21 protein-coding genes are annotated in these 23328 nt (G+C 42.1%); 13 read left to right on the top strand and 8 right to left on the bottom strand.

The window, feature by feature from the left end:
* Window positions 1–100: 100 nt before the first annotated feature.
* The 4 genes from AHMF7616_RS14005 to porX form a co-directional block, all read right to left on the bottom strand.
* Complete coding sequence (locus AHMF7616_RS14005; RefSeq protein WP_115373454.1) at window positions 101–520, bottom strand: OsmC family protein; 420 nt, start codon at window positions 518–520, stop codon at window positions 101–103.
* Between the two features lie 358 nt (window positions 521–878).
* On the bottom strand, window positions 879–2108 hold the full coding sequence (locus tag AHMF7616_RS14010; RefSeq protein WP_115373455.1) for an alanine dehydrogenase: 1230 nt from the start codon (window positions 2106–2108) through the stop codon (window positions 879–881).
* 6 nt (window positions 2109–2114) lie between these two features.
* A complete protein-coding gene (tsaE, locus tag AHMF7616_RS14015) occupies window positions 2115–2555 on the bottom strand; it encodes a tRNA (adenosine(37)-N6)-threonylcarbamoyltransferase complex ATPase subunit type 1 TsaE (RefSeq protein WP_115373456.1) in 441 nt (146 codons plus the stop codon).
* On the bottom strand, window positions 2548–4110 hold the full coding sequence (gene porX, locus AHMF7616_RS14020; protein WP_115373457.1) for a T9SS response regulator signal transducer PorX: 1563 nt from the start codon (window positions 4108–4110) through the stop codon (window positions 2548–2550). The genes tsaE and porX overlap by 8 nt, the downstream gene beginning before the upstream one ends.
* A 191-nt stretch (window positions 4111–4301) precedes the next feature.
* On the opposite strand from porX, the gene AHMF7616_RS14025 reads away from it, so the two are divergent.
* From AHMF7616_RS14025 to AHMF7616_RS14035, 3 genes are all read left to right on the top strand, one after another.
* Complete coding sequence (locus AHMF7616_RS14025; protein ID WP_115373458.1) at window positions 4302–5531, top strand: HD domain-containing protein; 1230 nt, start codon at window positions 4302–4304, stop codon at window positions 5529–5531.
* 113 nt (window positions 5532–5644) lie between these two features.
* Window positions 5645–5953 (top strand): hypothetical protein, encoded by a 309-nt coding sequence (locus AHMF7616_RS14030; protein ID WP_115373459.1) that lies wholly within the window; start codon window positions 5645–5647, stop codon window positions 5951–5953.
* A 78-nt stretch (window positions 5954–6031) separates the two neighbouring features.
* A complete protein-coding gene (locus AHMF7616_RS14035; RefSeq protein ID WP_115373460.1) occupies window positions 6032–8206 on the top strand; it encodes a TonB-dependent receptor in 2175 nt (724 codons plus the stop codon).
* A 130-nt stretch (window positions 8207–8336) separates the two neighbouring features.
* Here AHMF7616_RS14035 and AHMF7616_RS14040 read toward each other — a convergent pair whose 3' ends face one another.
* Window positions 8337–8621 carry a hypothetical protein gene (locus AHMF7616_RS14040; RefSeq protein ID WP_115373461.1) on the bottom strand — a complete coding sequence of 95 codons (285 nt, stop codon included), beginning with the start codon at window positions 8619–8621 and terminating at the stop codon, window positions 8337–8339.
* A 420-nt stretch (window positions 8622–9041) separates the two neighbouring features.
* Here AHMF7616_RS14040 and lpxD point away from each other — a divergent pair, with 420 nt between their 5' ends.
* The 4 genes from lpxD (at window position 9042) to AHMF7616_RS14060 (ending at window position 13154) form a co-directional block, all read left to right on the top strand.
* The gene (gene lpxD, locus AHMF7616_RS14045; protein WP_115373462.1) at window positions 9042–10064 is read left to right on the top strand and encodes a UDP-3-O-(3-hydroxymyristoyl)glucosamine N-acyltransferase; all 1023 of its coding nucleotides are present in this window, start codon (window positions 9042–9044) and stop codon (window positions 10062–10064) included.
* A 120-nt stretch (window positions 10065–10184) separates the two neighbouring features.
* Entirely contained in the window at window positions 10185–11582 is a 1398-nt protein-coding gene (locus AHMF7616_RS14050; protein WP_115373463.1) for a bifunctional UDP-3-O-[3-hydroxymyristoyl] N-acetylglucosamine deacetylase/3-hydroxyacyl-ACP dehydratase, read from the top strand.
* Between the two features lie 164 nt (window positions 11583–11746).
* Window positions 11747–12541, top strand: a complete 795-nt coding sequence (gene lpxA, locus AHMF7616_RS14055) for an acyl-ACP--UDP-N-acetylglucosamine O-acyltransferase (protein WP_115373464.1) — start codon at window positions 11747–11749, stop codon at window positions 12539–12541.
* The gene (locus AHMF7616_RS14060) at window positions 12531–13154 is read left to right on the top strand and encodes an ABC transporter ATP-binding protein (RefSeq protein ID WP_115373465.1); all 624 of its coding nucleotides are present in this window, start codon (window positions 12531–12533) and stop codon (window positions 13152–13154) included. The genes lpxA and AHMF7616_RS14060 overlap by 11 nt, the downstream gene beginning before the upstream one ends.
* A gap of 346 nt (window positions 13155–13500) precedes the next feature.
* On the opposite strand, the gene AHMF7616_RS14065 is transcribed toward AHMF7616_RS14060, so the two are convergent.
* Window positions 13501–14064 carry a hypothetical protein gene (locus AHMF7616_RS14065; RefSeq protein WP_115373466.1) on the bottom strand — a complete coding sequence of 188 codons (564 nt, stop codon included), beginning with the start codon at window positions 14062–14064 and terminating at the stop codon, window positions 13501–13503.
* A 237-nt stretch (window positions 14065–14301) separates the two neighbouring features.
* Here AHMF7616_RS14065 and metG point away from each other — a divergent pair, with 237 nt between their 5' ends.
* The 6 genes from metG to AHMF7616_RS14095 all read left to right on the top strand — a co-directional run bounded on the left by metG (window position 14302) and on the right by AHMF7616_RS14095 (window position 21410).
* The gene (metG, locus tag AHMF7616_RS14070; protein ID WP_115373467.1) at window positions 14302–16341 is read left to right on the top strand and encodes a methionine--tRNA ligase; all 2040 of its coding nucleotides are present in this window, start codon (window positions 14302–14304) and stop codon (window positions 16339–16341) included.
* 203 nt (window positions 16342–16544) lie between these two features.
* A complete protein-coding gene (locus tag AHMF7616_RS14075; RefSeq protein ID WP_199474230.1) occupies window positions 16545–18566 on the top strand; it encodes a GmrSD restriction endonuclease domain-containing protein in 2022 nt (673 codons plus the stop codon).
* Between the two features lie 196 nt (window positions 18567–18762).
* A complete protein-coding gene (locus AHMF7616_RS14080) occupies window positions 18763–19053 on the top strand; it encodes a nucleotidyltransferase family protein (protein ID WP_115373468.1) in 291 nt (96 codons plus the stop codon).
* Window positions 19050–19412: a HepT-like ribonuclease domain-containing protein gene (locus AHMF7616_RS14085; RefSeq protein ID WP_115373469.1), complete on the top strand. Its 363-nt coding sequence runs from the start codon at window positions 19050–19052 to the stop codon at window positions 19410–19412. Before AHMF7616_RS14080 ends, AHMF7616_RS14085 begins: the two co-directional genes overlap by 4 nt.
* 143 nt (window positions 19413–19555) lie before the next feature.
* Window positions 19556–20845, top strand: a complete 1290-nt coding sequence (locus AHMF7616_RS14090) for a DUF2157 domain-containing protein (protein ID WP_158546171.1) — start codon at window positions 19556–19558, stop codon at window positions 20843–20845.
* On the top strand, window positions 20835–21410 hold the full coding sequence (locus tag AHMF7616_RS14095) for a GDYXXLXY domain-containing protein (protein WP_115373471.1): 576 nt from the start codon (window positions 20835–20837) through the stop codon (window positions 21408–21410). The genes AHMF7616_RS14090 and AHMF7616_RS14095 overlap by 11 nt, the downstream gene beginning before the upstream one ends.
* A 148-nt stretch (window positions 21411–21558) precedes the next feature.
* On the opposite strand, the gene AHMF7616_RS14100 is transcribed toward AHMF7616_RS14095, so the two are convergent.
* A complete protein-coding gene (locus tag AHMF7616_RS14100) occupies window positions 21559–22839 on the bottom strand; it encodes a Y-family DNA polymerase (protein WP_115373472.1) in 1281 nt (426 codons plus the stop codon).
* A complete protein-coding gene (locus tag AHMF7616_RS14105) occupies window positions 22823–23272 on the bottom strand; it encodes a LexA family protein (protein WP_199474234.1) in 450 nt (149 codons plus the stop codon). Before AHMF7616_RS14105 ends, AHMF7616_RS14100 begins: the two co-directional genes overlap by 17 nt.
* Window positions 23273–23328 lie beyond the last annotated feature (56 nt).

Genomic DNA, 23328 nt, shown 5'->3' on the forward strand with positions numbered 1-23328 from the left:
CCCAACGCTTCGTTAAAAAGCAAAAAATTAAAAAATGCTTTCTGGCGGACAGTTATAATAAAAGGTAGTTAGTTCTAGCATTTAGAACCAACTACCTTTTTTATATTAAAGTAGTTTGAATGACCATACCGGCCTCTAAGGTTTTTTGAATAGGGCACCGGGAAGAGATATCTTTTAACCGGGAAATTTGCTCCGGGGTAAGGTCGCCGGTAAGTTGCAAGGTTTTACTGATTAAAGTACGCTTATCACCGGCAGCCAATGCACTTTCGGTGTTGGAAAGAGTTCTTTGTTGTAATGTTACCTCTGCCCGCTCTAATGGCCAATTTTTACGTTGAGCGTACATGTGCAGGGTAATTACGGTACAAGAACCTAAAGCACTCATAATGTAATCCATGGGTGTGGGTCCGGTATCTGCTCCTGTTTCCACTCCCGATTCGTCAATAACTGTAATTTGGTCGCCCATTTTAACCGTAGCTACCATGCCGGAATTACGATCTACACTAACAATTACGCCGCTCATTTGCTTTGTTAAGTAATAACTGATTACAAAATTTTTATTACGCGCCTGCCGGTTACAAGTTAGCCTCCAGGTTATATTCTGGCTTCGTTATTTTTTTGCCTATATCAGTGACTTCACTGACAACTCTTACACAGCGGTTTGGGCTACGTCGGTGCCGGCGGTTTCTACCCATTTCCGGGTGGCCGATCTCTGATTAGCATAACAGAATAGGTTGGTGGTAAACGCCAATCAGAGATTGGCCGCACCAAAACTGCTTAGAGCGCTTTCGCTAACTCTAAGCACAACTACGCGACTTTAAATAAACAGCTACACTCAAAATTATAACCGTGAACTATCGTCTATGGACTATGGACTAACCTTAATTCCGGACCGCAATCATTAAGCTGAGTTCTTTGTAGCGCATATTAAATTTCTTGGCAATCATTTCGTTGGTGAGGCTGCCTTTGTAAATGTACACCCCGCTGCGGTAATATTCGTGGGTAAATAAGGTTTCGTTCACGCCGCCGTATTTCGAGATTTCAATAAAAATAGGCGTGAAAATATTGCTTAAAGCATTGGTAGCCGTACGCGGTACCCGCGAGGCAATATTGGGCACGCAGTAATGGATAATATCGTATTTCCGGAAAACGGGCCGGCTGTGGGTAGTTAGCTCCGAGGTTTCAAAACAACCGCCCTGGTCAATACTCACATCAATAATAATGGAACCCGGATTCATTTGGGACACGATGGACTCGCTGATGATTAAAGAAGGTTTTCCATCTTTCACCGAAAAAGCGCCAACAACCACATCGGCCTGCTTAATCATATTATTCAGAATGGCTACATCCAGCGTAGAAGTAAACAACTGAGTGCCAATATTTTGCTTTAAACGGCGTAGTTTATAAATATGGTCGTCGAATACTTTTACTTCTGCGCCCAGACCCAGGGCGGCGCGGGTGGCGTATTCGGCCACGGTGCCGGCTCCCAGAATAACCACCTGCGTAGGGGGCACCCCGGTAATACCTCCCAAAATAACCCCTTTGCCCTCGTTGCTGGAACTTAAGTATTCCGCGGCTACCTGCATCACGGTGCTGCCGGCAATTTCGCTCATGGCCCGAACTACCGGGCGGGTGTCGGATTTATCTTTTAAAAATTCAAAGGCAATGGCGTTTATTTTTTTGCGGCACAAGGCATTAATGTATTCGGCGGTTAAGTTACCTTGTTGCAAAGCGGAGATTAAAGTTTGGCCGGGCCGGAAATTTTCAATTTCGTCGTAGGTAGGCGGGGCAATTTTTAAAATAATATCGGCTTCGTAAATTTCGCTCGTCGAATAAACCACGCGGGCGCCGGCTTCGGAAAATTCGTGGTCGGAATACCGGGAGGGGCTTCCGGCTCCGCTTTCTACCCATATTTCGTGCCCTTGATCGGTTAATTGCCGCACCGCTTCGGGCGTAAGCCCCAAACGGTTTTCCTGCAACGACGTTTCTTTGGGTAAACCAATAAATAACCGCTTGCGCCTGGTTTCCACCGCCAGCATCGATTCTTTCGGATAAAGCGCCCGACTGGCGGCATTTATAGCTTCAAAACCCGAAGGAATATGTTCCATCATACCTAATTAATGTTTCAACGTAATAGTACGCGCCTCCCCGGCACCAACTTCCAAAGTTACGAGCAAATACGTTTCGGGCAATAACGATTTTATCTTCGAAGGCCATTCCACCATACAGATGTTCCCGGAATCCAGGTAATCCAGCACGCCCATATCCAAAGCTTCTTCTTCGCTGTTGATGCGGTAAAAATCGAAATGGTACAGCTTTTCGCCCTGAGTGGTTTCATATTCGTTTACCAGGCTATACGTGGGACTGCTCACCGCATCAGTTACGCCTTTAACGGCCCCAATTGCTTTAATAAAAGTAGTTTTACCCGCTGCCATATCGCCTTCAAATAACCAAACTGTCTGAGTCGCGGCAAAACGGATGAGTTCGGCCGCGGCCCCGGGTAAATCTGCTTTTGATTGTACGTGTAAAACAAGGGAACTAGCTTCGGGCTTATCCATTCTTCGGCGACAATGTCACAAAAGGAATAATTATTTCTTCTAAAGATACACCGCCATGCTGAAACGTATCTTTATAATAGTTAACATAATAATTAAAATTATTGGGGTAAGCAAAAAAGTAATCTTCTAAAGCAAAAACGTAGGCCGTCGAAATGTTTTCTTTAGGCAGGAAAATGCGTTCGGGTTTGCGTACCACGTACACGTCTTTATCGGTAAAGCCCAGGTTTTTGCCGTGCTTGTAGCGCAAGTTGGTATTGGTGTTGCGGTCGCCGATAATTTTAAAGGGCCGCTTGCACCGGATCGTGCCGTGGTCGGTGGTAATAATCAGTTTGCCTTTTTTATCGGCTATTAATTTTAATGTTTCAAACAACGGGGAGTGCAAAAACCACGAGCGGGTAAGCGAGCGGTACGCCGACTCATCCGGGGCCAGTTCGCGCACCATGGTGCTATCGGTGCGGGCATGCGACAGCATATCCACGAAATTGTACACGATAACATTTAATTTATTTTTATCCAGGTTGCTGAATTTACTTACCAAATCTTTACCCGCCTGAATGTTGGTAATTTTATTGTAGCTAAATTTTTCCTGGATGCGGTTTTGCTGAAGTAAAATTTCCAGAAATTGCGATTCCTGCAAGTTTTTCCCTTCTTCATCGTCGTCGTTTACCCACAGGTTGGGGTATTTTTTCTGAATATCGGAAGGCATCATACCGGCAAAAATAGCGTTACGGGCGTAAGCCGTGGTGGTGGGTAAAATGGAATAATACATTTCCTCGTTATCCACCGTAAAATATTCCGCAATAATCGGTTCCAGCACTTTCCACTGGTCGTAGCGCAAATTATCAATGAGCACAAAATAAACCGGCTGCTGGCTTTCTTTCAGCATCGGGAATACCCGTTCTTTAAAGATTTCGTGCGACATGAGCGGGCGTTCGTCGGCTTCGTCGTTAATCCATTCTTCGTAATTATCCATCACAAACTTGGCGAAGTTGGAATTGGCTTCGTCTTTTTGCATGCTAATGACTTCGGCCATGCTTTTACCTTCGGTTTCGTCAATTTCCAGCTCCCAGCGCACCAGTTTCTTATAATTTTCGGCCCATTCTTCGTGGCTCAAGCGCTCCCCAAAGGCCATACCCAAAGTGCGGAAATCGCGTTGGTAACTGCTGTTGGTTTTTTCGGAAACCAGCCGTTTGTTGTCCAGTATCTTTTTAACGGAAAGTAAAATCTGATTCGGATTTAATGGTTTAATGAGGTAATCGGCGATTTTAGCCCCAATGGCTTCTTCCATAATGTGCTCTTCCTCGCTCTTGGTAATCATTACCACTGGAATGGTGGGCTTAATGGCTTTAATTTCCGATAATGTTTCCAGACCCGAAATGCCGGGCATATTTTCGTCCAGAAAAACCACATCGTAATTATTTTCCGAACATTTTTCAATAGCATCGGCCCCGCTGGGTACGGGCGTTATATCGTAGCCTTTATCTTCCAGAAAAAGAATGTGCGGCTTCAATAAGTCTATCTCGTCATCGGCCCATAAAATATTATATCTTTGCATAGTTTTATTTTTAAAACAAATCGTGCTTTTTACTGGTTTTGGCCACTGCTGATTTTAAAAAAGTAATGGCGGTAATTATTATTTAACAGTGAATACGCGTAAACAGTTATTATTTCCGGAACGCAGCACCGTTATTTACAAATATTTACTAGCTAAAATCGCCAACCATCAACGGTTAACTCCTTAATTCATTGAATAAGAAAAAAATTTTTAATGACCCCGTATACGGATTTATTACCGTTCCGTCGGAGCTTTTATTTGATATTATTGAACATCCGTATTTTCAGCGCCTGCGCCGGATTAAACAATTAGGTTTAACGGACTTTGTTTATCCGGGAGCCCTGCATACGCGGTTTCACCACGCGGTGGGTGCCATGCACCTCATGAACAATGCGTTACAAACTTTAAGCAGCAAAAATAACGAAATTTCGGAGAAAGAATGCGAAGCTTCGCTGATAGCTATTTTGCTGCACGATGTGGGCCATGGCCCGTTTTCGCACGCGCTGGAAACTTCTATTTTTAAAAATGTATCGCACGAACAGCTTTCGGTGCACATCATGCACCAGTTAAACGAAGTATTCGGCGGAAGATTGAGTTTGGCCATTAAAATTTTTACGGATACCTATCCACGCCGCTTTTTTCACCAGTTAGTGTCGAGCCAACTCGATGTGGATCGCTTGGATTACCTGAACCGCGATTCGTTTTATACCGGTGTGCTGGAAGGTAAAATCGGGGCCGACCGCATTATTAAAATGCTGAACGTGCACGAAGACCAGTTGGTAGTAGAAGAAAAAGCGATTTACTCCATCGAGAATTTTCTGGTAAGCCGGCGGCTGATGTACTGGCAGGTGTATTTGCACAAAACGGTATTAAGCGCCGAACACATGCTGATTAAACTGGTACAACGAGCCCGCTTTTTGCATCAGTCCGGGGTAGAGATTCCGGCTAGCGCGGCGTTGCATTTTTTCTTGTCCGAAAATATCTCTCTGGCCGATTTTAAAGCCGAAAATAACATTCTGCAAAAATTTACCGCCCTGGACGATTACGATATCTGGCTAGGAATTAAAACCTGGTGCGCGCATCCGGATAAAATATTAGCGCTTTTAGCTACCAGCCTGCTCGAACGAAAATTATTTAAAATTTTAATTTCCAGTAAGCCTTTCGACGAAGATATGCTCCTGGGGATTGCCGAACTGGTGCAGGAACAATTTCGTGTAAATGAGTTTGAAGTACCTTATCTCATGATTTCGGGCAAAATCAGCAACAACGCTTACGAAGGTCATGGCAAATCTATTGATGTGCTTACCAAAATAGGCCACGTAGTAGACGTTGCCGATGCCTCGGATTTACCGAATATTCATGCCCTGAGCACTACCGTAGAAAAGTACTTTGTGTGTTACCCGAAGGAAATTGCGTTGTAAGTTTTTTAAATTTTTTAAAATCTTACAAGTCTTACATAAAAGGTACTTAATAGTTTTTAAGATAGGGAGGCGTTTAAACCTAAAATAATCTTTACTTTTGCGCCGTGCACAAAATGGCTTTTCTTTTATCAGTACTGGTTCTGCTATTGGCAACAATTCCTTGTTGTTTAGCGGATAATTGCCTGAACGAAAAGCCCGCATCCGATAAAACCAAGAAAGATAAAGACGCTGGTCCGGAAGCGGAAGGTGGCCTTTGTTCCCCGTTTTTCCAATGCCAGAGTTGCCACACGTTAGCTTTTACCCCGCCAATGTCCCGGGTGGTGATGCTTTTTTTCCCGGAAGCCAGCTGTTACCCGGTTTACTCCCCAACCTTTTTTTATCAATTTCTTTCTACTATCTGGCAACCGCCTAAAATTGCCTAATCCTTTCTGAAAAGCCTTTCTGCTATTTACTAGTAGCAGTTATCAGTACTTTTTTAAATTTTTAATGGATTTAGAGCAATGAAAAAGATAATGCTTTTTATAATAGCATTGGTTAGCACTTTGGTGGCCAATGGGCAAAACACCTTAACGGCTTATATTAAAGACGCCGAAAATCAATCGCCCTTAGTGGGAGCTACTGCTTTATTAAACAACTCGCCAATTGGTACTACCGCTGACGCTACCGGCCAGGTAGTTATTAAAAATATACCAAACGGATCGCAAACTTTCCGATTCTCTTTTGTGGGTTACCAGGAGCAGGTAGCGCACATTACCTTCCCCAGAACAACTGCCGAACCGATTATTATTTTACTGGAAGCAAGCGGCTCCGAGCTGGAAGCCGTGGAAATCACGTCCACCCGCAGCACCCGCACCATCCAAGATATACCTACCCGGGTAGAGTTTATGGCGGGCGAAGAACTGGAAGAAAAAGGCAACATGAAACCCGGCGACATCCGGATGATTTTAAGCGAAAGTACGGGCATTCAAACCCAGCAAACGTCGGCCACGTCGGCCAATGCCAGTATCCGGATTCAGGGTTTAGATGGCCGGTACACGCAAATTTTAAAAGATGGCTTTCCTTTGTATGCCGGTTACTCGGGTGGTTTGGGCTTGTTGCAAACGCCTCCGCTGGATTTAAAGCAAGTAGAAATCATAAAAGGCTCGGCTTCTACGTTGTACGGCGGTGGCGCCATTGCCGGGTTGGTAAACTTAATTTCGAAAACTCCGCCGGAAAAGCCCGAGCTCCGTTTTTTGTTCAATGGCACCTCGGCGGGCGGCCTGGATTTAAATGGTTTTTATGGCCGGCGTTTTAAGAAAACCGGACTAACTATTTATGGAGCCCGGAACAGTAATGCCGCATACGACCCTTCCGGAACCGATTTATCGGCGATTCCTCAATTTAGCCGGTATACTTTCAATCCGCGTTTGTTTTTTTACCCCACCCAGAAAACCCAACTAAACCTGGGCATTAACACCGTTTTTGAAAATCGCTTAGGGGGCGATATGCATTATATTAAAGGCGAACAACCAAACAATCATTCCTATTTTGAGCAAAACAAAACCCAACGGCTCTCTACGCAATTTGCCGGGAGTTATCACTTCAATAACTGTAGCCAGATAAATTTAAAAAACAGCGTTAGTTATTTTAACCGGACACTTACGCTACCCCAATATGCCTTTGCAGGAGCGCAAGTAAGCACTTTCAGCGAAGCTACTTATTCGCGACAAGGAGAACAAGCCGACTGGGTTACGGGAGTTAACCTTTGGACGGAACAATTCCGGGAAAAACAGTTGCCAGCTACGCCGCTCCGGAATTATAACCAGACCACCGCAGGCGCTTTTGTGCAAAGTAGCATTAAAGCTACCGATTGGCTACATCTGGAAACTGGTCTTCGGTCGGATTACGTGGCAGATTATGGCTTTGCTTTTTTACCCCGCATTTCGGCTTTGTTTAAAATAAAGCCGAACTTAACTTCCAGGTTGGGCGGTGGCTTAGGCTACAAGGCTCCTACTATTTTTACCGAGGAAAGCGAACGCTTGCAATACCAAGGAGTTTTACCCATAAGCCCGGATAACAATAAATTAGAGCGTAGTTACGGGGGTAATCTGGATTTTACCTACCGGGCTACTTTGGCTAACGATGCCATTAGTTTTAATATTAACCACTTATTCTTTTATACTTTTCTGAAAAACCCTTTAACGCTGGTGCCTTCGGCGAACAAATTATACCAGTTACAAAATCGCTTAGGGCACTTAGATACCGAAGGAACCGAAACCAATATAAAAATCGGTTACGAGGGCTTTAACTTATTTCTGGGTTATACCTTTACGGACACCAAAATTCACGAAGGTGAGGTTAAAACAATTAATCCCTTAACACCCAAACACCGGATAAATGCGGTATTGCTGTACGAAGTGGCAGAAAAATGGAAACTGGGATTAGAGTCGTATTACTTTAGCCGGCAAAAGCTTAGCGATAATACCACGGGCAAATCGTACGTAATTTCTGGCTTTATGGCAGAAAAGCGCTGGGAACAGTTTTCCGTTTATGTTAATTTTGAAAATTTCTTAGATGTCCGGCAAACCCGGTTTGATTCCATTTATACCGGTAGCATTACCAATCCGGCTTTCCGGGATATTTATGCGCCCTTAGATGGTTTTATGGTGAATGGCGGCTTGAAACTTCGTTTGTAGAAGAACACTACTCGCTTAAAAAAATCAGGTTTGAAATTACTAAAAAGCAGTTTTAAGCCTGATTTTTTAAATTTTTTAATTCCATCAGCCGACTTTGCAGTGTTTTTTTTCGCAATTACTAAAATACTGTTTATAAGCAATGGCGGTAATTAAGCAACTCGTCTTTTAAAGATTCTTCCCGTTCTTTAGCTTGGTTAATGTTATTTAATAAGGCAGTTCTATCCGCACCCTGGCTGTTAGGCAACTGTGCTTCCAACAACAATATTTCTTTTTGAATGGCTTCTACCTGGGTAATTAAACCCGAAAGAAACGATGGGCTGGGGCATTCTACTAAAGGTTCATCATCATCGCCGGAGCAGCCAACTAGGCCGGAAAGTAACCCGGAAAGCAGTAAAAGCATTAAAAATTGTTTCATGCAAGTATTACAAATAGCTTTCAATCTAATTTTATTCGGGGTAATTTATAAAGATAAACTATTTAATAAGAAATCAGAATAGCATTTTACGAGCGGTTAACAGCTTGTCGAACCTGCTTCAGCACCCATAATCTTATTTAAGGTTGGTTTTTAAAATTTATTGCTCTTAGTGGCTTTTTAAATGCATGTAATCCTACTTTAATTCTGCTGGCGTTTATATTCTCCATAATCTTCTAAACTAATGGGATCAGACTTAAAAGACAAGGGCTCCATTTTCAATTTTATAAAATATTAAAAATCAAACAATTAAAAATAAACGCCCAGAAATCACCTGATTATTCTGGGCAATTTAACAACAATATTCCCGCGCCTATCTTAAAGAAATGGCACTTTAATTAAATTCTTTATTATTTTTGGCGCATGAAATTTACCGTCGGACAAATAGCTGAATTATTGGGAGGAACCGTAGAAGGCAGTGCAACAGCTTCCGTGTACAAACTGGAAAAGATTGAAGAAGCCCAGGAAGGCTCACTGGCGTTTTTATCCAACCTGAAATACGAAAACTTTTTATATACCACAGCCGCTTCGGCGGTAATTGTATCGCACCAACTAGAATTAAAACAAGCCACCCAAGCCGCGCTTATCCGGGTAGATGATCCGTACCTGAGTTTTACCCGTTTGTTAGAAGAATACCAAAAGCTAAAAGGCCGTTTGATGCAGGGAGTAGAAAACCCGAGCTTTATCGGCGAAAACGTAAGCATTGGCGAAGCGCATTACCGGGGCGCCTTTTCGTATATTGGCCATAATTGCCGCATTGGCGATCAGGTGCGCATTTACCCGCAAGCTTACGTGGGCGATAATGTAACTATTGGCAATAACACCACTATTTTTGCCGGTGCCAAAATTTACGCCGATTGTGTGATTGGCAATGACTGTATTATTCATGCGGGAGCCGTTATTGGTAGCCCGGGTTTTGGCTTTGCCCCCCAAAAAGACGGCACCTACCGCGATATTCCGCAACTGGGCAATGTAATTCTGGAAGATAAGGTAAATATTGGCGCCAACACCACCATCGATTGCGCCACCATGGGCTCCACCATTGTGCGCGAAGGCACTAAAATAGATAATTTAGTGATGTTGGCGCATAATGTAGAAGTGGGCCGGCATACCGTAATTGCGGCCCAAACCGGCATTTCGGGTTCTACTAAAATTGGTGACCATTGCGTTATTGCCGGCCAGGTGGGAATTGTGGGCCATATTGCGCTGGCTAATAAAACTACGGTGGGTGCCCAATCCGGGGTTTCTAAATCCATCAAAGAAGAAGGTACTTTTATACAAGGTTCGCCGGCTTTTGATTATAAACAAAACTTACGCGCTTTAGCCGTACTGCGGCGCTTGCCGGAAATTGAAAAACAAGTAAACGAACTGAAAGAAAAGATTTAACTTGCACCGGTAATTCGAAATAAAAGCTTAATTAATGGGGACATTAGTCAATCTTTTATTTATGAATTAAGATATTATAACGTAAAACGTACCACTTAACACGTTACGCGTACCTAGTAAATGAACGATAAGCAACACACCATACAATCGCCGGTAACGGTTTCGGGCATTGGCCTGCACACGGGCGTAATGGCCAACATGACTTTTTTACCCGCGCCGGTAAATCATGGGTATAAATTTCAGCGCATTGATTTACCGGGCCAGCCCATTGTAACTGCCGATGTAGATAACGTAGTTGATTTATCGCGGGGCACTACCATTGAACAAAACGGCGCCCGGGTAAACACCGTGGAGCACACTTTGGCCGCCGTGGTAGGTTTGCAAATCGATAATGTGCTGATTCAGCTGGATGGCCCGGAACCACCCATTATGGATGGTTCTTCTATTGAATTTATTCTGGCTTTAGAAGCCGCCGGTTTAGAAGAACAAAATGCCCTCCGCAATTATTTCGAAATTCCGCAGGGCATTCATTACCGGGATGGGGAACGTGAAGTAGAATTAGCGGCTTTACCCCTAAACGACTACCGCGTTACCGTAATGGTAGATTATAATTCGCCGGTATTGGGTAGCCAGCACGCTTCTATCACTGATATTAATCAGTTCCGGGACCAGATTGCCTCGAGCCGCACTTTTTGCTTTTTGCACGAACTCGAAGCGCTTTACAAACAAAATTTAATTAAAGGTGGCGATTTAGCCAATGCTATTGTGGTAGTAGACCGGGTTGTTACCGAAGAAGAACTGACCAACTTAGCTACTCTGCTGAACAAACCCAAAGTAGCGGTAAAGAAAGAAGGAATTTTAAATAACGTAGAACTGCGTTATAAAAACGAACCCGCCCGCCACAAACTACTCGATTTAATTGGTGATTTAGCTTTAGTGGGCCGGCCTTTAAAAGGCCAGATTTTAGCGGCTCGTCCGGGCCACGCGGCTAACGTAGCTTTCGCCAAAAAAATTAAAAAACAAATGCAAGAAGCCGCTATTTCCAATGTGCCTACCTACGATCCTACCAAGGAACCCGTGATGGACATTAACAAAATAGCGCAAACGCTGCCGCACCGCTTTCCATTTCTGCTCATCGATAAAATCATTTACCTCGACGAAAATACCGTCATCGGGGTGAAGAACGTTACCTTGAACGAGCCGCAATTTCAGGGGCATTTTCCGGCCAACCCGGTTTATCCGGGGGTTTACCTGATTGAATCCATGGCGCAAACCGGGGGAATCTTAGTACTCAGCACTGTACCCGATCCGGAAAATTACTGGACCTATTTCTTGGGCGTAGATAAGTGCCGCTTCCGGCGTAAAGTTATTCCGGGAGATACCATTATTTTTAAATGCTGGCTACTGGCGCCAATTAAACGGGGTATTGCCAAAATGGAAGGCAAGGCTTTTGTAAACGGTAAAGTAGTTATGGAAGCCGAAATGTCGGCAAGCATCGTCCGAAAGGAAGGGGTGTAAAAGAATTATGAATTAGAAATTAGGAGTTAGAAATTTTTATCGATGCCTTTAGCATCTTTTTTGATCTACTAATTCCTGTTAAAACTGTTGGAACCAAACGCATGAATTTTTCCGGCATTAAAATTTCTAATTTTTAATTCATAATTTTTAATTTAACAGAAAGAATGAATCAACCATTAGCCTATATTCACCCGGAAGCTAAAATTGCGCAAAATGTAGTAGTAGAGCCTTTTTCTACCATCTACAAAAATGTAGAAATTGGCGAAGGCACCTGGGTTGGCCCCAATGTTACGATCATGGAGGGCGCCCGGATTGGTAAAAACTGCAAGTTATACCCGGGTTGTGTTATCTCGGCGGCTCCGCAAGATTTAAAGTACAAAGGCGAAGCCAGCACGGTACACATTGGGGATAATACCGTTATCCGGGAATGCGTTACCATTAACCGCGGTACGGCGATGGATAAAAATACCACTAATATCGGGGATAATTGTTTGGTAATGGCTTACGTGCACATTGCCCACGATTGTATTATCGGCAATAATGTAATTCTGGTAAACTCCGTACAATTGGCCGGCCACATTGAAATTCAGGATTTTGTGATTGTGGGGGGCACAACCGCTGTGCAGCAATTTGTAAAAATTGGGGCTCACGCCATGGTAGGTGGTGGCTCTTTGGTGCGGAAAGATGTGCCGCCTTTTGTAAAAGCCGCCCGCGAACCGCTAACCTACGCGGGTATAAATTCTATTGGCTTGCGACGCCGGGGTTTCTCGAACGAAAAAATTAACGAAATTCAGGATATTTACCGCACCTTATTCTTGGGTGGTTTAAATCATAGTAAAGCCCTGGATAAAATTGAACTGGAAATGGTACCTAGCGACGAACGCGACGAGATCATTAATTTTTTCCGGACTTCGGAACGGGGCGTCATCCGGGGATATTCGCAGAAAGATGCAGATTAAGCTCCTGGGGCTCGGCAAACGCTACAATTACGATTGGATTTTTCGGCACCTTTCTTATGAGTTTATACCGGATAAAGCTTACGCCATTCTGGGGTATAACGGCTCCGGTAAATCCACTTTTATCAATACCTTATCGGGCAATTTAGTACCCAGCGAAGGCACCATTCAGTACCAAAATAATTCCCAAACAATACTGGTCGAAGAAATTTACCGGTATTTATCTTTTTCAGCGCCCTACCTGGAATTGGTAGAAGAATTTACCTTAACCGAGTTACTGCAATTTCATACGCACTTTAAACCGCTGCGGCATCTTACTCCGAACCAGCTTATTGAGCGGATGTACCTGGAAAAAGCCCGGCATAAATACGTAAAAGATTTTTCGTCGGGTATGAAACAACGGCTAAAATTGGGATTGGCTATTTACACCGATGCTCCCCTCCTGCTTTTGGATGAACCCACCACCAATTTAGACCAGGCCGGGATAAACTGGTACCTCGAACACGTCAGCCAAAACCGGAAAGATCGCCTGGTAGTAGTTTGTTCCAATATTGCCCACGAATATCAATTCTGCGACGAAACGCTGGATATTACCCAATTTCATCCCGTTAAATAATTACCAAATGAAGGGGGTTACGAGAGTTGGAGACCAGAAAAGAATGGGTTCTGAAAGGAGCTATTCTTCTCTATAGATGTCATTCTGGAAGAATCTTATCGGTTACCTACTGGTTAGATTCTTCCAGAATGACCTCCGTAGACGGAAAGCAACAGGAGCACTGTCGTTTTATCGTTCTTATTAGCAATGCTAGTAGTTGTTGGTAAAAGTAAGTGAGTAGGGCCAACTCCCGTTAGTTATGTTTTCCGCAGGACAAGTTGATTGCCTGCAGAAAACATAAAATTTAAAAATTTACTGTTAATGCAGCTATTTTGAGCTTCTCCAATACAATTTGCTTCTGCTATCCTTATTCCTGAGTAGTAGACTCCACCGAACTTGACTGTGTTGGTACAGGGGCTGGAGTGGCATTGCTGGTACGAGCCGGTGTTGGTTTCTTGGCGGCTGGTGCCGGAGCAGCTTTCGGGCTTGCCGGACGAGCCACCGACCGAACAGGCGCTGGTTTTACGGCCGGGGCTGGGGTTTGTGGAGCTGTTTCAGCCGGAGCCGCTTCGTTCGAAGTATTTTCAGTAGCATTACTTTCGGCGGCTTTCGCCTTTTTGCCGGCTTTTTTCTCTTTCTTATCTTTTTTGCCGGTTACTGCTTCTTCTACATTTTCTACGGTAGATACAATCGAGTTCAATACGTCGTTCATCACAAACTCCGAGCCTTCGTTAATTTTGCGTTTGGCTTCTTTCAGCACGTTTTTAATGGTAGCCTCGGTTTCTTTTTTAATGTCGCGCACCAATACTTTCATGCGTTTATTAAAATCCCGTTGTAAGTCCTTGGAAGGTAATTTGTTCGTGGTACCGGCAGTTGGCTTTTTCTTGCCTGTTTTTTCCTTATCCGTTTTTTTCTTTTCTGTTTTTTTCATAATAGTGAAAGCGCTAAAATTATTCCTTTATAGTAGCAATTTAAACCTGGGATTGAACCACAAAATATCGCTTTAATTTATACTTATAAAATAGCTTATTAGATATTAAATTACTGTTATTTTTTATAAGTGCTATGCGCAATATATACTTGGGGAACTTGCTTTTGTTTTAGTATCAAAAGAGCTTCGGCAAAATCACGAAGCAATTTTCTATATTTGCACCCCAACTTGTAAAAAATGAATACTGCATATAAACGCTATACCATTACTGCCGCTTTGCCTTACGCTAATGGGCCGGTGCACATTGGCCATTTAGCCGGGGTATATATACCCGCCGATATTTACGCGCGCTACCTACGCTCGAAAGGAGCCGACGTAAAGTTTGTTTGCGGCTCCGACGAACACGGCGTACCCATTACCATCCGTGCCCAAAAAGAAGGCATTACCCCACAAGAAATTGTAGACAAGTACCACAACCAGATTAAAAATTCGTTCGCCGACTTTCATATTTCCTTTGATATTTATTCCCGCACTTCCAACGAAACGCACCGCGAAACCGCTTCCGGCTTTTTCACCAATTTACACGAAAAAGGCGTATTCGAAGAAAAAACGTCGCAGCAGTATTTCGACGAAAAAAGCCAGCAGTTCCTCGCCGATCGCTACATTGTAGGAACCTGTCCGCGCTGCGGCAACGAAAACGCGTACGGCGACCAATGCGAAAAATGCGGTTCTTCACTGAGCCCGACAGAGCTAATTAACCCCAAAAGTATGCTAAGCGGCGAACCGCCGGTATTAAAAGAAACCAAACACTGGTATTTGCCCCTGGATAAATACGAAGACTGGCTGCGCGAATGGATTGTAGAGGGTCATAAAAACGATTGGAAAACCAACGTATACGGCCAGTGTAAATCCTGGATCGACGGTGGTTTGCAGCCCCGCGCCGTAACCCGCGATCTGGATTGGGGCGTACCCGTGCCGCTCGAAGAAGCCCAGGGTAAAGTATTGTACGTGTGGTTCGATGCGCCGATTGGTTATATTTCGGCTACCAAAGATTTAACGCCGGATTGGAAAACGTACTGGCAAGACCCGGAAACCAAGCTGGTGCATTTTATCGGGAAAGATAATATTGTATTCCATTGCATTATTTTTCCGGTAATGTTAAAGGCGCACGGCGATTATATTTTACCAGACAACGTGCCGGCTAACGAATTTTTAAATTTAGAAGGCGATAAGATTTCTACGTCGCGCAACTGGGCGGTTTGGCTACACGAGTACCTGCAAGATTTCCCGGGCAAAGGCGATGTATTGCGTTACGTACTGTGCGCGAATGCCCCTGAAAACAAAGACAATGATTTTACCTGGAAAGACTTTCAGGCCCGTAATAATAACGAGTTACTGGCCATTTTCGGTAATTTCGTAAACCGGGCATTGGTGCTCACCCATAAGTATTTTAACGGTCAGGTTCCCGAGAAAGGAGCCTTAACCGATTTAGATCGGGAAGTCTTAAGTCAGTTCGAAACGTATCCGGATAAGGTGGCCGCCGCTCTGGAACAATACCGGTTTAAAGAAGCTTTACAGGAAGTAATGAATCTGGCCCGATTAGGCAATAAGTACCTGGCCGATACCGAACCCTGGAAAATCATTAAAACCGACGAAACCCGCGTTAAAACGATTTTAAATATTGCCCTGCAAATTGCCGGTTCTTTAAGTATTCTGATTGAACCGTTTTTACCAACGTCGGCGCAAAAACTGGCCGACATGCTGAACATTCATTTAGGTAAGTGGTACGAAGCCGGCATGACCGAGTTTATTATTCCGGGCCACTCGATTGGCGAAGCGAAGTTGTTGTTTGAGAAGATAGAAGATGCTACGGTAGAAGCCCAGGTGCAAAAACTGCTCGATACCAAACAAGCTAATATACTCGCCAACTCGGTAGCCGCACCGGCTAAAGAAAACATTTCTTTCGATGATTTTTCCCGAATGGACATCCGTATCGGTACCATTCTGGAAGCCGAAAAAGTAGCGAAAACCAAAAAATTACTCAAATTAAAGATTGATACGGGCCTGGACCAACGCACCATTGTGAGTGGCATTGCCGAATACTTTATTCCGGAAGCAATTATCGGGCAGCAAGTAGCCGTGTTGGTAAACTTAGCCCCTCGCGAGATTAAAGGCATCCAGAGCCAAGGCATGATTCTGATGGCCGAAAACGCCGACGGTTCCCTGGCCTTCGTACAACCTTCGGCAGTAGTGAAAAACGGCGGTACGGTATCGTAATTACAGGTTAAACTGATTTTAACATTACATTAAATTTTACATAAAAATAAAGAAGTTGTACCTACTTTAGAATTATTTGAAGTAGATACAACTTCTTTATTCTTTACACTACTTATTTTGCAATTGTAAAAAACACACAGTTAAGTGTTAAAAACAACAAGACATTAGTTCTTCTATTAGGATATTTAAAAATTATTTAAAAAATGGAACAAACTCAGTCAATAAAAGACCTCATAGTTGACATTGATGAAAAAAAAGTCTATTTACCCGAATTTCAAAGGGACTTTGTTTGGGAAATATCTAAAACTTACGACTTGTTTGACTCACTTATAAAAGATATTTTCATTGGTGCTATAATTTTTGGCATCCCTTCCTTTGACATAGCTATCCGAGAAATTGATAATAGGAAAAAAATTGCAAAAGGCAGGAGAAGGCCTTCCCTTGTAGTTAAGACTATAACTAAAAAAGAAATTGAAGATATAAATAAAGTTGGTGGAAATTTTAGATTAATACTTGATGGACAACAGAGGACCACTTCAATTTATAGAGCCTTAAAGGGAACCGATGAAGTTTGGTTCATCTCAAAAAATGAGGATGAAATAGAGGCAGGCAGCTTTGAAAATGCAAAGCTTGAAGAATTACTTGAAGAGATATCTGGTGAGCAAGATCCTGAGAGGCTTTCAATTAGGCTTTCAGATGTTTGGGATATTGAACAAAATGACTATGATGAAGATGAAATTCGAGATAAGTTCTTTTATACTACCGCTTATTATAAGATGTATTCAAGTGATGAAGAATTTGACAGAAAAGCTGAATTTAAGAAGTTCCGTAACTTAAGAAAAAAGATTGCAGATCTATTTAAATCAGAAAAACTACTTTCTTATTATCTTCTTGACATGAATCTGGAAAAGTTTGTTGTCTTTTTTGAAAGAAGTAATACAAGAGGTGTACAGTTAAATTTTATTGATATTCTAGCAGCAAAGCTTTATACTGGAAATTTCAATCTTAAAGAAAAGATTAAAGAATTTGAGATTCAAAATCCAAACATATATTTAATTCCTGAGATAATAGTCCGTTCAATTGCATTTATAAAGAGTTCTCCAAAGGAGATTGATCGAAATTATATTTTAACTTCATTGAATGCTGACGATTTTAAAAGATGGTGGGATAGTGCTTGCAAATTATATAAAGTTACTTTAGATTTTCTATATCAGAATAATTTTATAATATCCCAAGAATGGATGCCATATGATAATATGATAATTCCTTTAATGAATTTTTTACAAGAGGTGGGTGGTGATTTCCATAGAATGAATCTTAATCAAAAAAAGTTTATAGAATACTGGTATTGGAATTCTATCTTCTCACTTAGGTATTCAGGTTCATCAAATGAAAGAATTATTGAAGATTCAAATATATTGATTCAAATAGCTAGAGAGAAAAAGATAAATTCTTCAAGTTATTTTAATAGGTTATCCAAAATTCAAACGCTTTCTACAGATGACATTTACTCGTTTGACAAGAAGGCAAATGCTGTTTATAAGGGTATATTAAATCTAATTAATTACGAAAAATCTGGCTTAATAAATTGGAATAATGATGCTAAACTTTCATTAAATTCCTCATTAGAAGATCATCATATTTATCCAAAGAACTATTTAAATCAATTATTAACTACTGAAAATGAAAAAGATTTAATTGATTGCGTAGCTAACAGGACTTTAATGCCAAAAATTCAAAACATTAAAATTAGCGACCAAGCGCCTTCCAAATATCTCAACGAAATTAAAGATTTAAATAAAAATATAGAGAAATCCTTAGATAATCATTTAATAACAACAGATCTGTTAAATGGTGAGTATGATAATGAATTTAGTTTCTTTATAGAATTAAGAGCGAACTCCATCTTTGAAATTATTAAAAAGAGGCTAATTGACACAAGAGATTTGATTAAAGATGAATTTTATGAAGAAATAAAGTATGATGAAGCAGTTAATATAAATGTTTATAGTACTTATAAAGGTAAAAAGGCAGAAGCAACATTTAATCCAGCAACAGCAAAAGTATTTTTTAAAGGTAAATTATACGCAAGCCCGAGTGCAGCAGCAATTGCGGTAAAGATTGAAAATGGCGCAAGCGATACTGCCACAGAAAATGGATGGACATTTTGGAAATTTACTGACGAGAACGGAATAGAGAAAAGAATTAATGATTTGAGGAAATAGGAGTAATGAATTAAAGAAATGTTTTATAGGTTAAGTTTATGTAAGAAGTTTCTAATTAGTTTTATACAATTTTGCTTAGCATTTGTGTAAGCAGGCTCTACGCATTTTAGGACAGTCAATCTCCAGGTTGGTGTAACTGGTAATTAGGAATGCCTGCTAAACTTAAAATATTACTTAAAAGCCCCCAAACTAACCCATGCTCTCCTCCGAAGAAATAGAACAAAAGATTAAAGACATTAAACCTTTTCTTCAAAAGGAATATTTGATCGACCAAATTGGTTATTTTGGATCTTTTGCCAGAGGCGATTACCGGGAAGATTCGGATGTGGATATTCTGGTGGCGTGTAAAAGAGGCATTGGCTGGAAGTTTTTTGATTTAAAAGATTACTTAGAATCGGTGCTTGGCAGAAAGGTGGACCTAGTTACCGAAAACTCTCTGAGAAAGCAGTGGAAGGAAAATATTCTGAGCCAAGTGAAATACTTATGAAAAAAGAAGAACGGAGTTTTCGAGAATATATGGAAGACATGATCGAATCTATAGACAAGATTTTGAAATACATTGGAACAATCTCCAGCGTAAATGATTTTTTAAATAATGATTTGGTAATAGATGCGGTAACTAGGAATTATGAGATTATTGGAGAAGCAGCAAACAAGATACCTTTAGAGATCAGAGCCAAATACCCGGAAGTTCCTTGGAAACAAATGTATGGCTTGCGGAATTTTGCTGTTCATGATTATCACAAAATAGACCATATAATTCTTTGGGAGATAGCACAGGACCATCTTTTAAAAAATAAAACTATGTTGGAGAGTATCCTTAAAACAGAGAGCAGCCAAGACTAGTTATACCTGTTTGATTTTGTTTTAAGATTTAACTTAACTTCCTTCACTTTGGTATGCGGAGAGTTGGCAAAGTAGTTTCTCCACATAGCAAATTATTATATCACTGGCGTTGAGCCAGTTGTATGATAAAAATTAAAAAAAACATGCGCATCCTCAAAGACCTGCCCGAACTCCTGCAAGCCGAGGTTATTACCCCCGATACTGCCGATAAGATCCGGGATTATTATAAAAGCAAAAGCCGTTCATCTACCTCTACCAACCCGCTTTTTATTGTTTTCGGTATTTTAGGCGCTTTATTAATCGGGCTCGGGATCATTCTTATCATGGCGCATAATTGGGATGAGCTTTCGCGGTCTACCAAAACAATTCTCTCCTTCTTACCCCTACTGATTGGCCAAGGAATTTGCGCTTATGTACTAATCAAAAAACAGGATAGTAGGGCTTGGCGAGAAAGTGGATCCGCCTTTTTGTTTTTTGCCGTAGGTGCCAGCATCGCGCTGGTCAGTCAGATTTATAATATTCCGGGTGGTAGCGGTACTTTCTTATTCACCTGGATGTTGCTTTGTCTCCCTTTGGTTTATATTTTAAAGTCTTCCATTACTTCTTTACTTTACATCAGCGGGAGTACGTATTATGCCACACAAATCGGTTATTGGTCCAACTTTACAGTTCCTTATTTATATTGGTTGCTACTGATTGGCGTTCTGCCCCACTACTACCAATTATACCAACTAAAACCCAACAGCAATTTTACGACTTTCCATCATTGGCTGGCTCCGGTTTCTTTAACGATTGCTTTGGGAACAGTAGCGCAAAAAGCCGATGAATTATTATTTATTGCTTATTTCGGCCTTTTCAGCTCTTTTTATATGTTCGGAGATTTAAAATTTTTAGCGCCGCATAAACTACGAAACAATGGTTATAAAGTAATAGGTACCCTTGGTACTATGGCATTATTACTCGTCTTAAGTTTTAACTGGCTTTGGGATGATTTACAAAGTCGGCCCTTTCCTTTTAATCAATTGGCAAAAGCACCGGAATTCTATGCCTCGGTTATTACTTCTTTAGTAGCAACCGGGCTTCTTTACTTTTCTTTTAAAAATAAACCGCTGAGCCGCATCCAACCCCTTGCACCGGGGTTTCTGTTTTTCATATTCCTGTTCGTTTTGGGGCATTTTTCCCCGGCTGCAGTGGTGTTGATCAATGTCTATATTTTATTAATCGGCGTGTTAACCGTTAAATCCGGAGTCCGGCAAAACCATTTAGGGCTACTTAACCTGGGTTTGTTGTTGATTACCGCTTTGGTAGTTTGCCGGTTTTTCGATACCGATCTCAGCTTTGTTATCAGAGGCATTTTGTTTGTTTTGGTGGGTTTGGGATTTTTTATGGCAAATTATTGGCTGCTTCAGAAAAGAAAGACGCATGAATACTAAAAAAATCGCCCTTTTTACCTTTCTGCTGGTGGCTCTGGCTCAGGTATATGTTCCGGCCAGCATGATCTTGAACCAGGAAAAAGTTTGGCGTACCGGCAAAGAGTATAAATTTAAAACGGCCCCAATTGATCCGAGTGATCCTTTCCAGGGAAAATATATTACGCTCAGTTTCGCCGAAAACCGTATTAAGATTCCAAAAAATGAAAACTGGCTCCCCGGAGAATTTGCTTATGTTTCGGTGATAACCGATTCGGCCGGTTTTGCTAAAATAAAAGCGATTTCTAAAAAAGAGCCGGCTACCAACGCGGATTACTTTAAGGCCACGGTGAGTTATGTAACGGAAGATGAACCCAACCAGGTGATTATTGATTTTCCGTTCGACCGCTATTACCTGGAAGAATCAAAGGCGGCCGATGCCGAGCAGTTATACCGCCAAGCGCAGAACGACACGACCCAAACAGCCTATGCGCTGGTAAGTATAAAAAACGGTAGGGCGGTTATAAAGGATGTTCTGGTTGGCGAAACGACCATCCGGGAGCTAGTTAAAGCACATCAGAAAAAATAACGCCTATTTGCTAGTAAGGCAAAACATAACCAAGCTCCGGGTTTAGTTTTCGGGTTTGATTTTACCTGTAATGTTTGTTACAAACCTGAATTTTTAAATTTTTATTGCGGAAGTTACCTTATTTTAAGGTTAGCACGCTCTCTATTACTCAAATTTTAACTTTTAAAATTTCTTTCCAATGCGTAGAATAGCGCGGACTTTTTTGAGAAAGAGTCATTTTCCAGTTTTTCTCAATGCCTCCCGCGGCGTAACTAATCATATTCTCGGCCCACTCGTTCTTGCCCATTTTTAAATTTAATTTGTCCAGGGCAGCCATCAGCTTCTTACTTTTATCCCGGTCGGTGGTATCGAACAAATTAGTTTGTACCTGATTTTCCGGCGTAAATTCCGATAAAATAACGCCGGCTTTTTTGTATGAGTATCCATTTTGGAATATCTGCCGCAACCCTTGCCAAGCGTACCGGATTAATTCACCCGTATCGGCGGAGGCAACGGGCAAGCAAATAGTGGTGGCTCGGTGATACTGCGGTGCCTGCACCGAAAATTTATTGGTCCGGATAAAAACACTAATGGCTTTGGCCGCGCTGCATTGCCCACGGAGCTTTTCGGCCGCGCGGGTGGTGTAAGTAGCCACAGCTTCCTGGAGTTCGTCCAGGGTGGTAATGTAGCGCGAAAACGAACGGGTACAGGCAATATTCTTGCGCGTGATGTCTTCGGTTATATCCAGTTCCTGGCACGGATTACCTAATAATTCTTGCCGGAGCCGTACGCCTACGACCCCACCCAAGTGCTTGTATACCCAAGCGGCGCTGCGGTCTACTAAATCAGCGGCGGTATATACCTGGTGTTGATGCAATTTTATAGCGTAGCGGCGACCTATGCCCCAGATATTCTCTACGGCTAAATGCCGGCGGGTAGCGGCTTGTTTCTCCGGCGTATCGAGTAAAGCTACTCCGTTATAAGCAGCGTTTTTTTTCGCCAAGTGGTTGGCTACCTTTGCCAACGTTTTAGTGGGAGCCACCCCAACACATACGGGCAAGTTTAAATACTGCCCAATAGTTTCCCGAATGGTTCTAGCTTGTTCTTCCAGCTTTGCGGCCGGAATATGGTCCAGATTAACAAAAGCTTCGTCGATGGAGTAAACTTCTACCTCGCCAAACATTTTTAAAATTTGCATCACGCGCCGCGACATATCGCCGTACAGCATAAAATTCGACGAGAATACCCGGATTCCTTCGCGCTCGATGAGCGGCTTCGCCTGAAATAAAGGTTCGCCCATTTTAATGCCTAAATCTTTTGCTTCCTGCGATCGGGAAATAATGCAGCCATCGTTATTGGATAACACTACTACGGGTTTACCATTCAGCCAGGGTTCAAACACCCGCTCGCACGATACAAAAAAGTTATTGCAATCAATCAGCGCGATCATGACCGTATAGTTTATGTAATACATGAATCACTACTCCCCACACCACAAAATCCATTTCAGAAGTTATTTCCAGAAGTTGGTATTTCTCATTTTCTGGTCGTAAGAATAGTCTTTCACCCACATAATGCAGCCGTTTTACAGTAAACTCCCCTTGTACCAGGGCCAGCACAATATTACCGTGTACCGCTCGCAACGACTTATCTACCACAATTATATCCTTGTTATAAATGCCGGCATTTTGCATGGAATCGCCGCTCACTTCTACAAAAAAAGTAGCGGAAGGGCGTTTTACAATAAACTCGTTTAAATCTAAAGTACGTTCGGTAAAATCAGCAGCTGGCGAAGGAAAACCAGCGGGTACCTGGTGTTCGTAAAGTTGCACCGCTACCGAGTTGGTGAGACTAGTTGGAGAATAAGTAGCAAGTATCTGCATAAGGATTTAGCAAATAGAGTTTTTTATTTGCTAAATATACTAGCATATTCTACATT

It is taken from the genome of Adhaeribacter pallidiroseus (assembly GCF_003340495.1).
In the GTDB taxonomy this organism is placed as follows: Bacteria; Bacteroidota; Bacteroidia; order Cytophagales; family Hymenobacteraceae; genus Adhaeribacter; species Adhaeribacter pallidiroseus.

Bases quoted from the DNA above. Each gene is read 5' to 3' on its own strand.
- AHMF7616_RS14065 (WP_115373466.1), bottom strand. From the start codon at position 14,064: ATGAAAAAAACAGAAAAGAAAAAAACGGATAAGGAAAAAACAGGCAAG.
- AHMF7616_RS14080 (WP_115373468.1), top strand. From the start codon at position 18,763: ATGCTCTCCTCCGAAGAAATAGAACAAAAGATTAAAGACATTAAACCT.
- AHMF7616_RS14010 (WP_115373455.1), bottom strand. From the start codon at position 2,108: ATGATGGAACATATTCCTTCGGGTTTTGAAGCTATAAATGCCGCCAGT.
- AHMF7616_RS14035 (WP_115373460.1), top strand. From the start codon at position 6,032: ATGAAAAAGATAATGCTTTTTATAATAGCATTGGTTAGCACTTTGGTG.
- AHMF7616_RS14095 (WP_115373471.1), top strand. From the start codon at position 20,835: ATGAATACTAAAAAAATCGCCCTTTTTACCTTTCTGCTGGTGGCTCTG.
- lpxA (WP_115373464.1), top strand. From the start codon at position 11,747: ATGAATCAACCATTAGCCTATATTCACCCGGAAGCTAAAATTGCGCAA.
- AHMF7616_RS14040 (WP_115373461.1), bottom strand. From the start codon at position 8,621: ATGAAACAATTTTTAATGCTTTTACTGCTTTCCGGGTTACTTTCCGGC.
- lpxD (WP_115373462.1), top strand. From the start codon at position 9,042: ATGAAATTTACCGTCGGACAAATAGCTGAATTATTGGGAGGAACCGTA.
- AHMF7616_RS14050 (WP_115373463.1), top strand. From the start codon at position 10,185: ATGAACGATAAGCAACACACCATACAATCGCCGGTAACGGTTTCGGGC.
- AHMF7616_RS14100 (WP_115373472.1), bottom strand. From the start codon at position 22,839: ATGATCGCGCTGATTGATTGCAATAACTTTTTTGTATCGTGCGAGCGG.
- AHMF7616_RS14030 (WP_115373459.1), top strand. From the start codon at position 5,645: ATGGCTTTTCTTTTATCAGTACTGGTTCTGCTATTGGCAACAATTCCT.
- tsaE (WP_115373456.1), bottom strand. From the start codon at position 2,555: ATGGATAAGCCCGAAGCTAGTTCCCTTGTTTTACACGTACAATCAAAA.
- AHMF7616_RS14105 (WP_199474234.1), bottom strand. From the start codon at position 23,272: ATGCAGATACTTGCTACTTATTCTCCAACTAGTCTCACCAACTCGGTA.
- AHMF7616_RS14005 (WP_115373454.1), bottom strand. From the start codon at position 520: ATGAGCGGCGTAATTGTTAGTGTAGATCGTAATTCCGGCATGGTAGCT.
- AHMF7616_RS14085 (WP_115373469.1), top strand. From the start codon at position 19,050: ATGAAAAAAGAAGAACGGAGTTTTCGAGAATATATGGAAGACATGATC.
- AHMF7616_RS14075 (WP_199474230.1), top strand. From the start codon at position 16,545: ATGGAACAAACTCAGTCAATAAAAGACCTCATAGTTGACATTGATGAA.
- AHMF7616_RS14060 (WP_115373465.1), top strand. From the start codon at position 12,531: ATGCAGATTAAGCTCCTGGGGCTCGGCAAACGCTACAATTACGATTGG.
- AHMF7616_RS14090 (WP_158546171.1), top strand. From the start codon at position 19,556: ATGCGCATCCTCAAAGACCTGCCCGAACTCCTGCAAGCCGAGGTTATT.
- porX (WP_115373457.1), bottom strand. From the start codon at position 4,110: ATGCAAAGATATAATATTTTATGGGCCGATGACGAGATAGACTTATTG.
- metG (WP_115373467.1), top strand. From the start codon at position 14,302: ATGAATACTGCATATAAACGCTATACCATTACTGCCGCTTTGCCTTAC.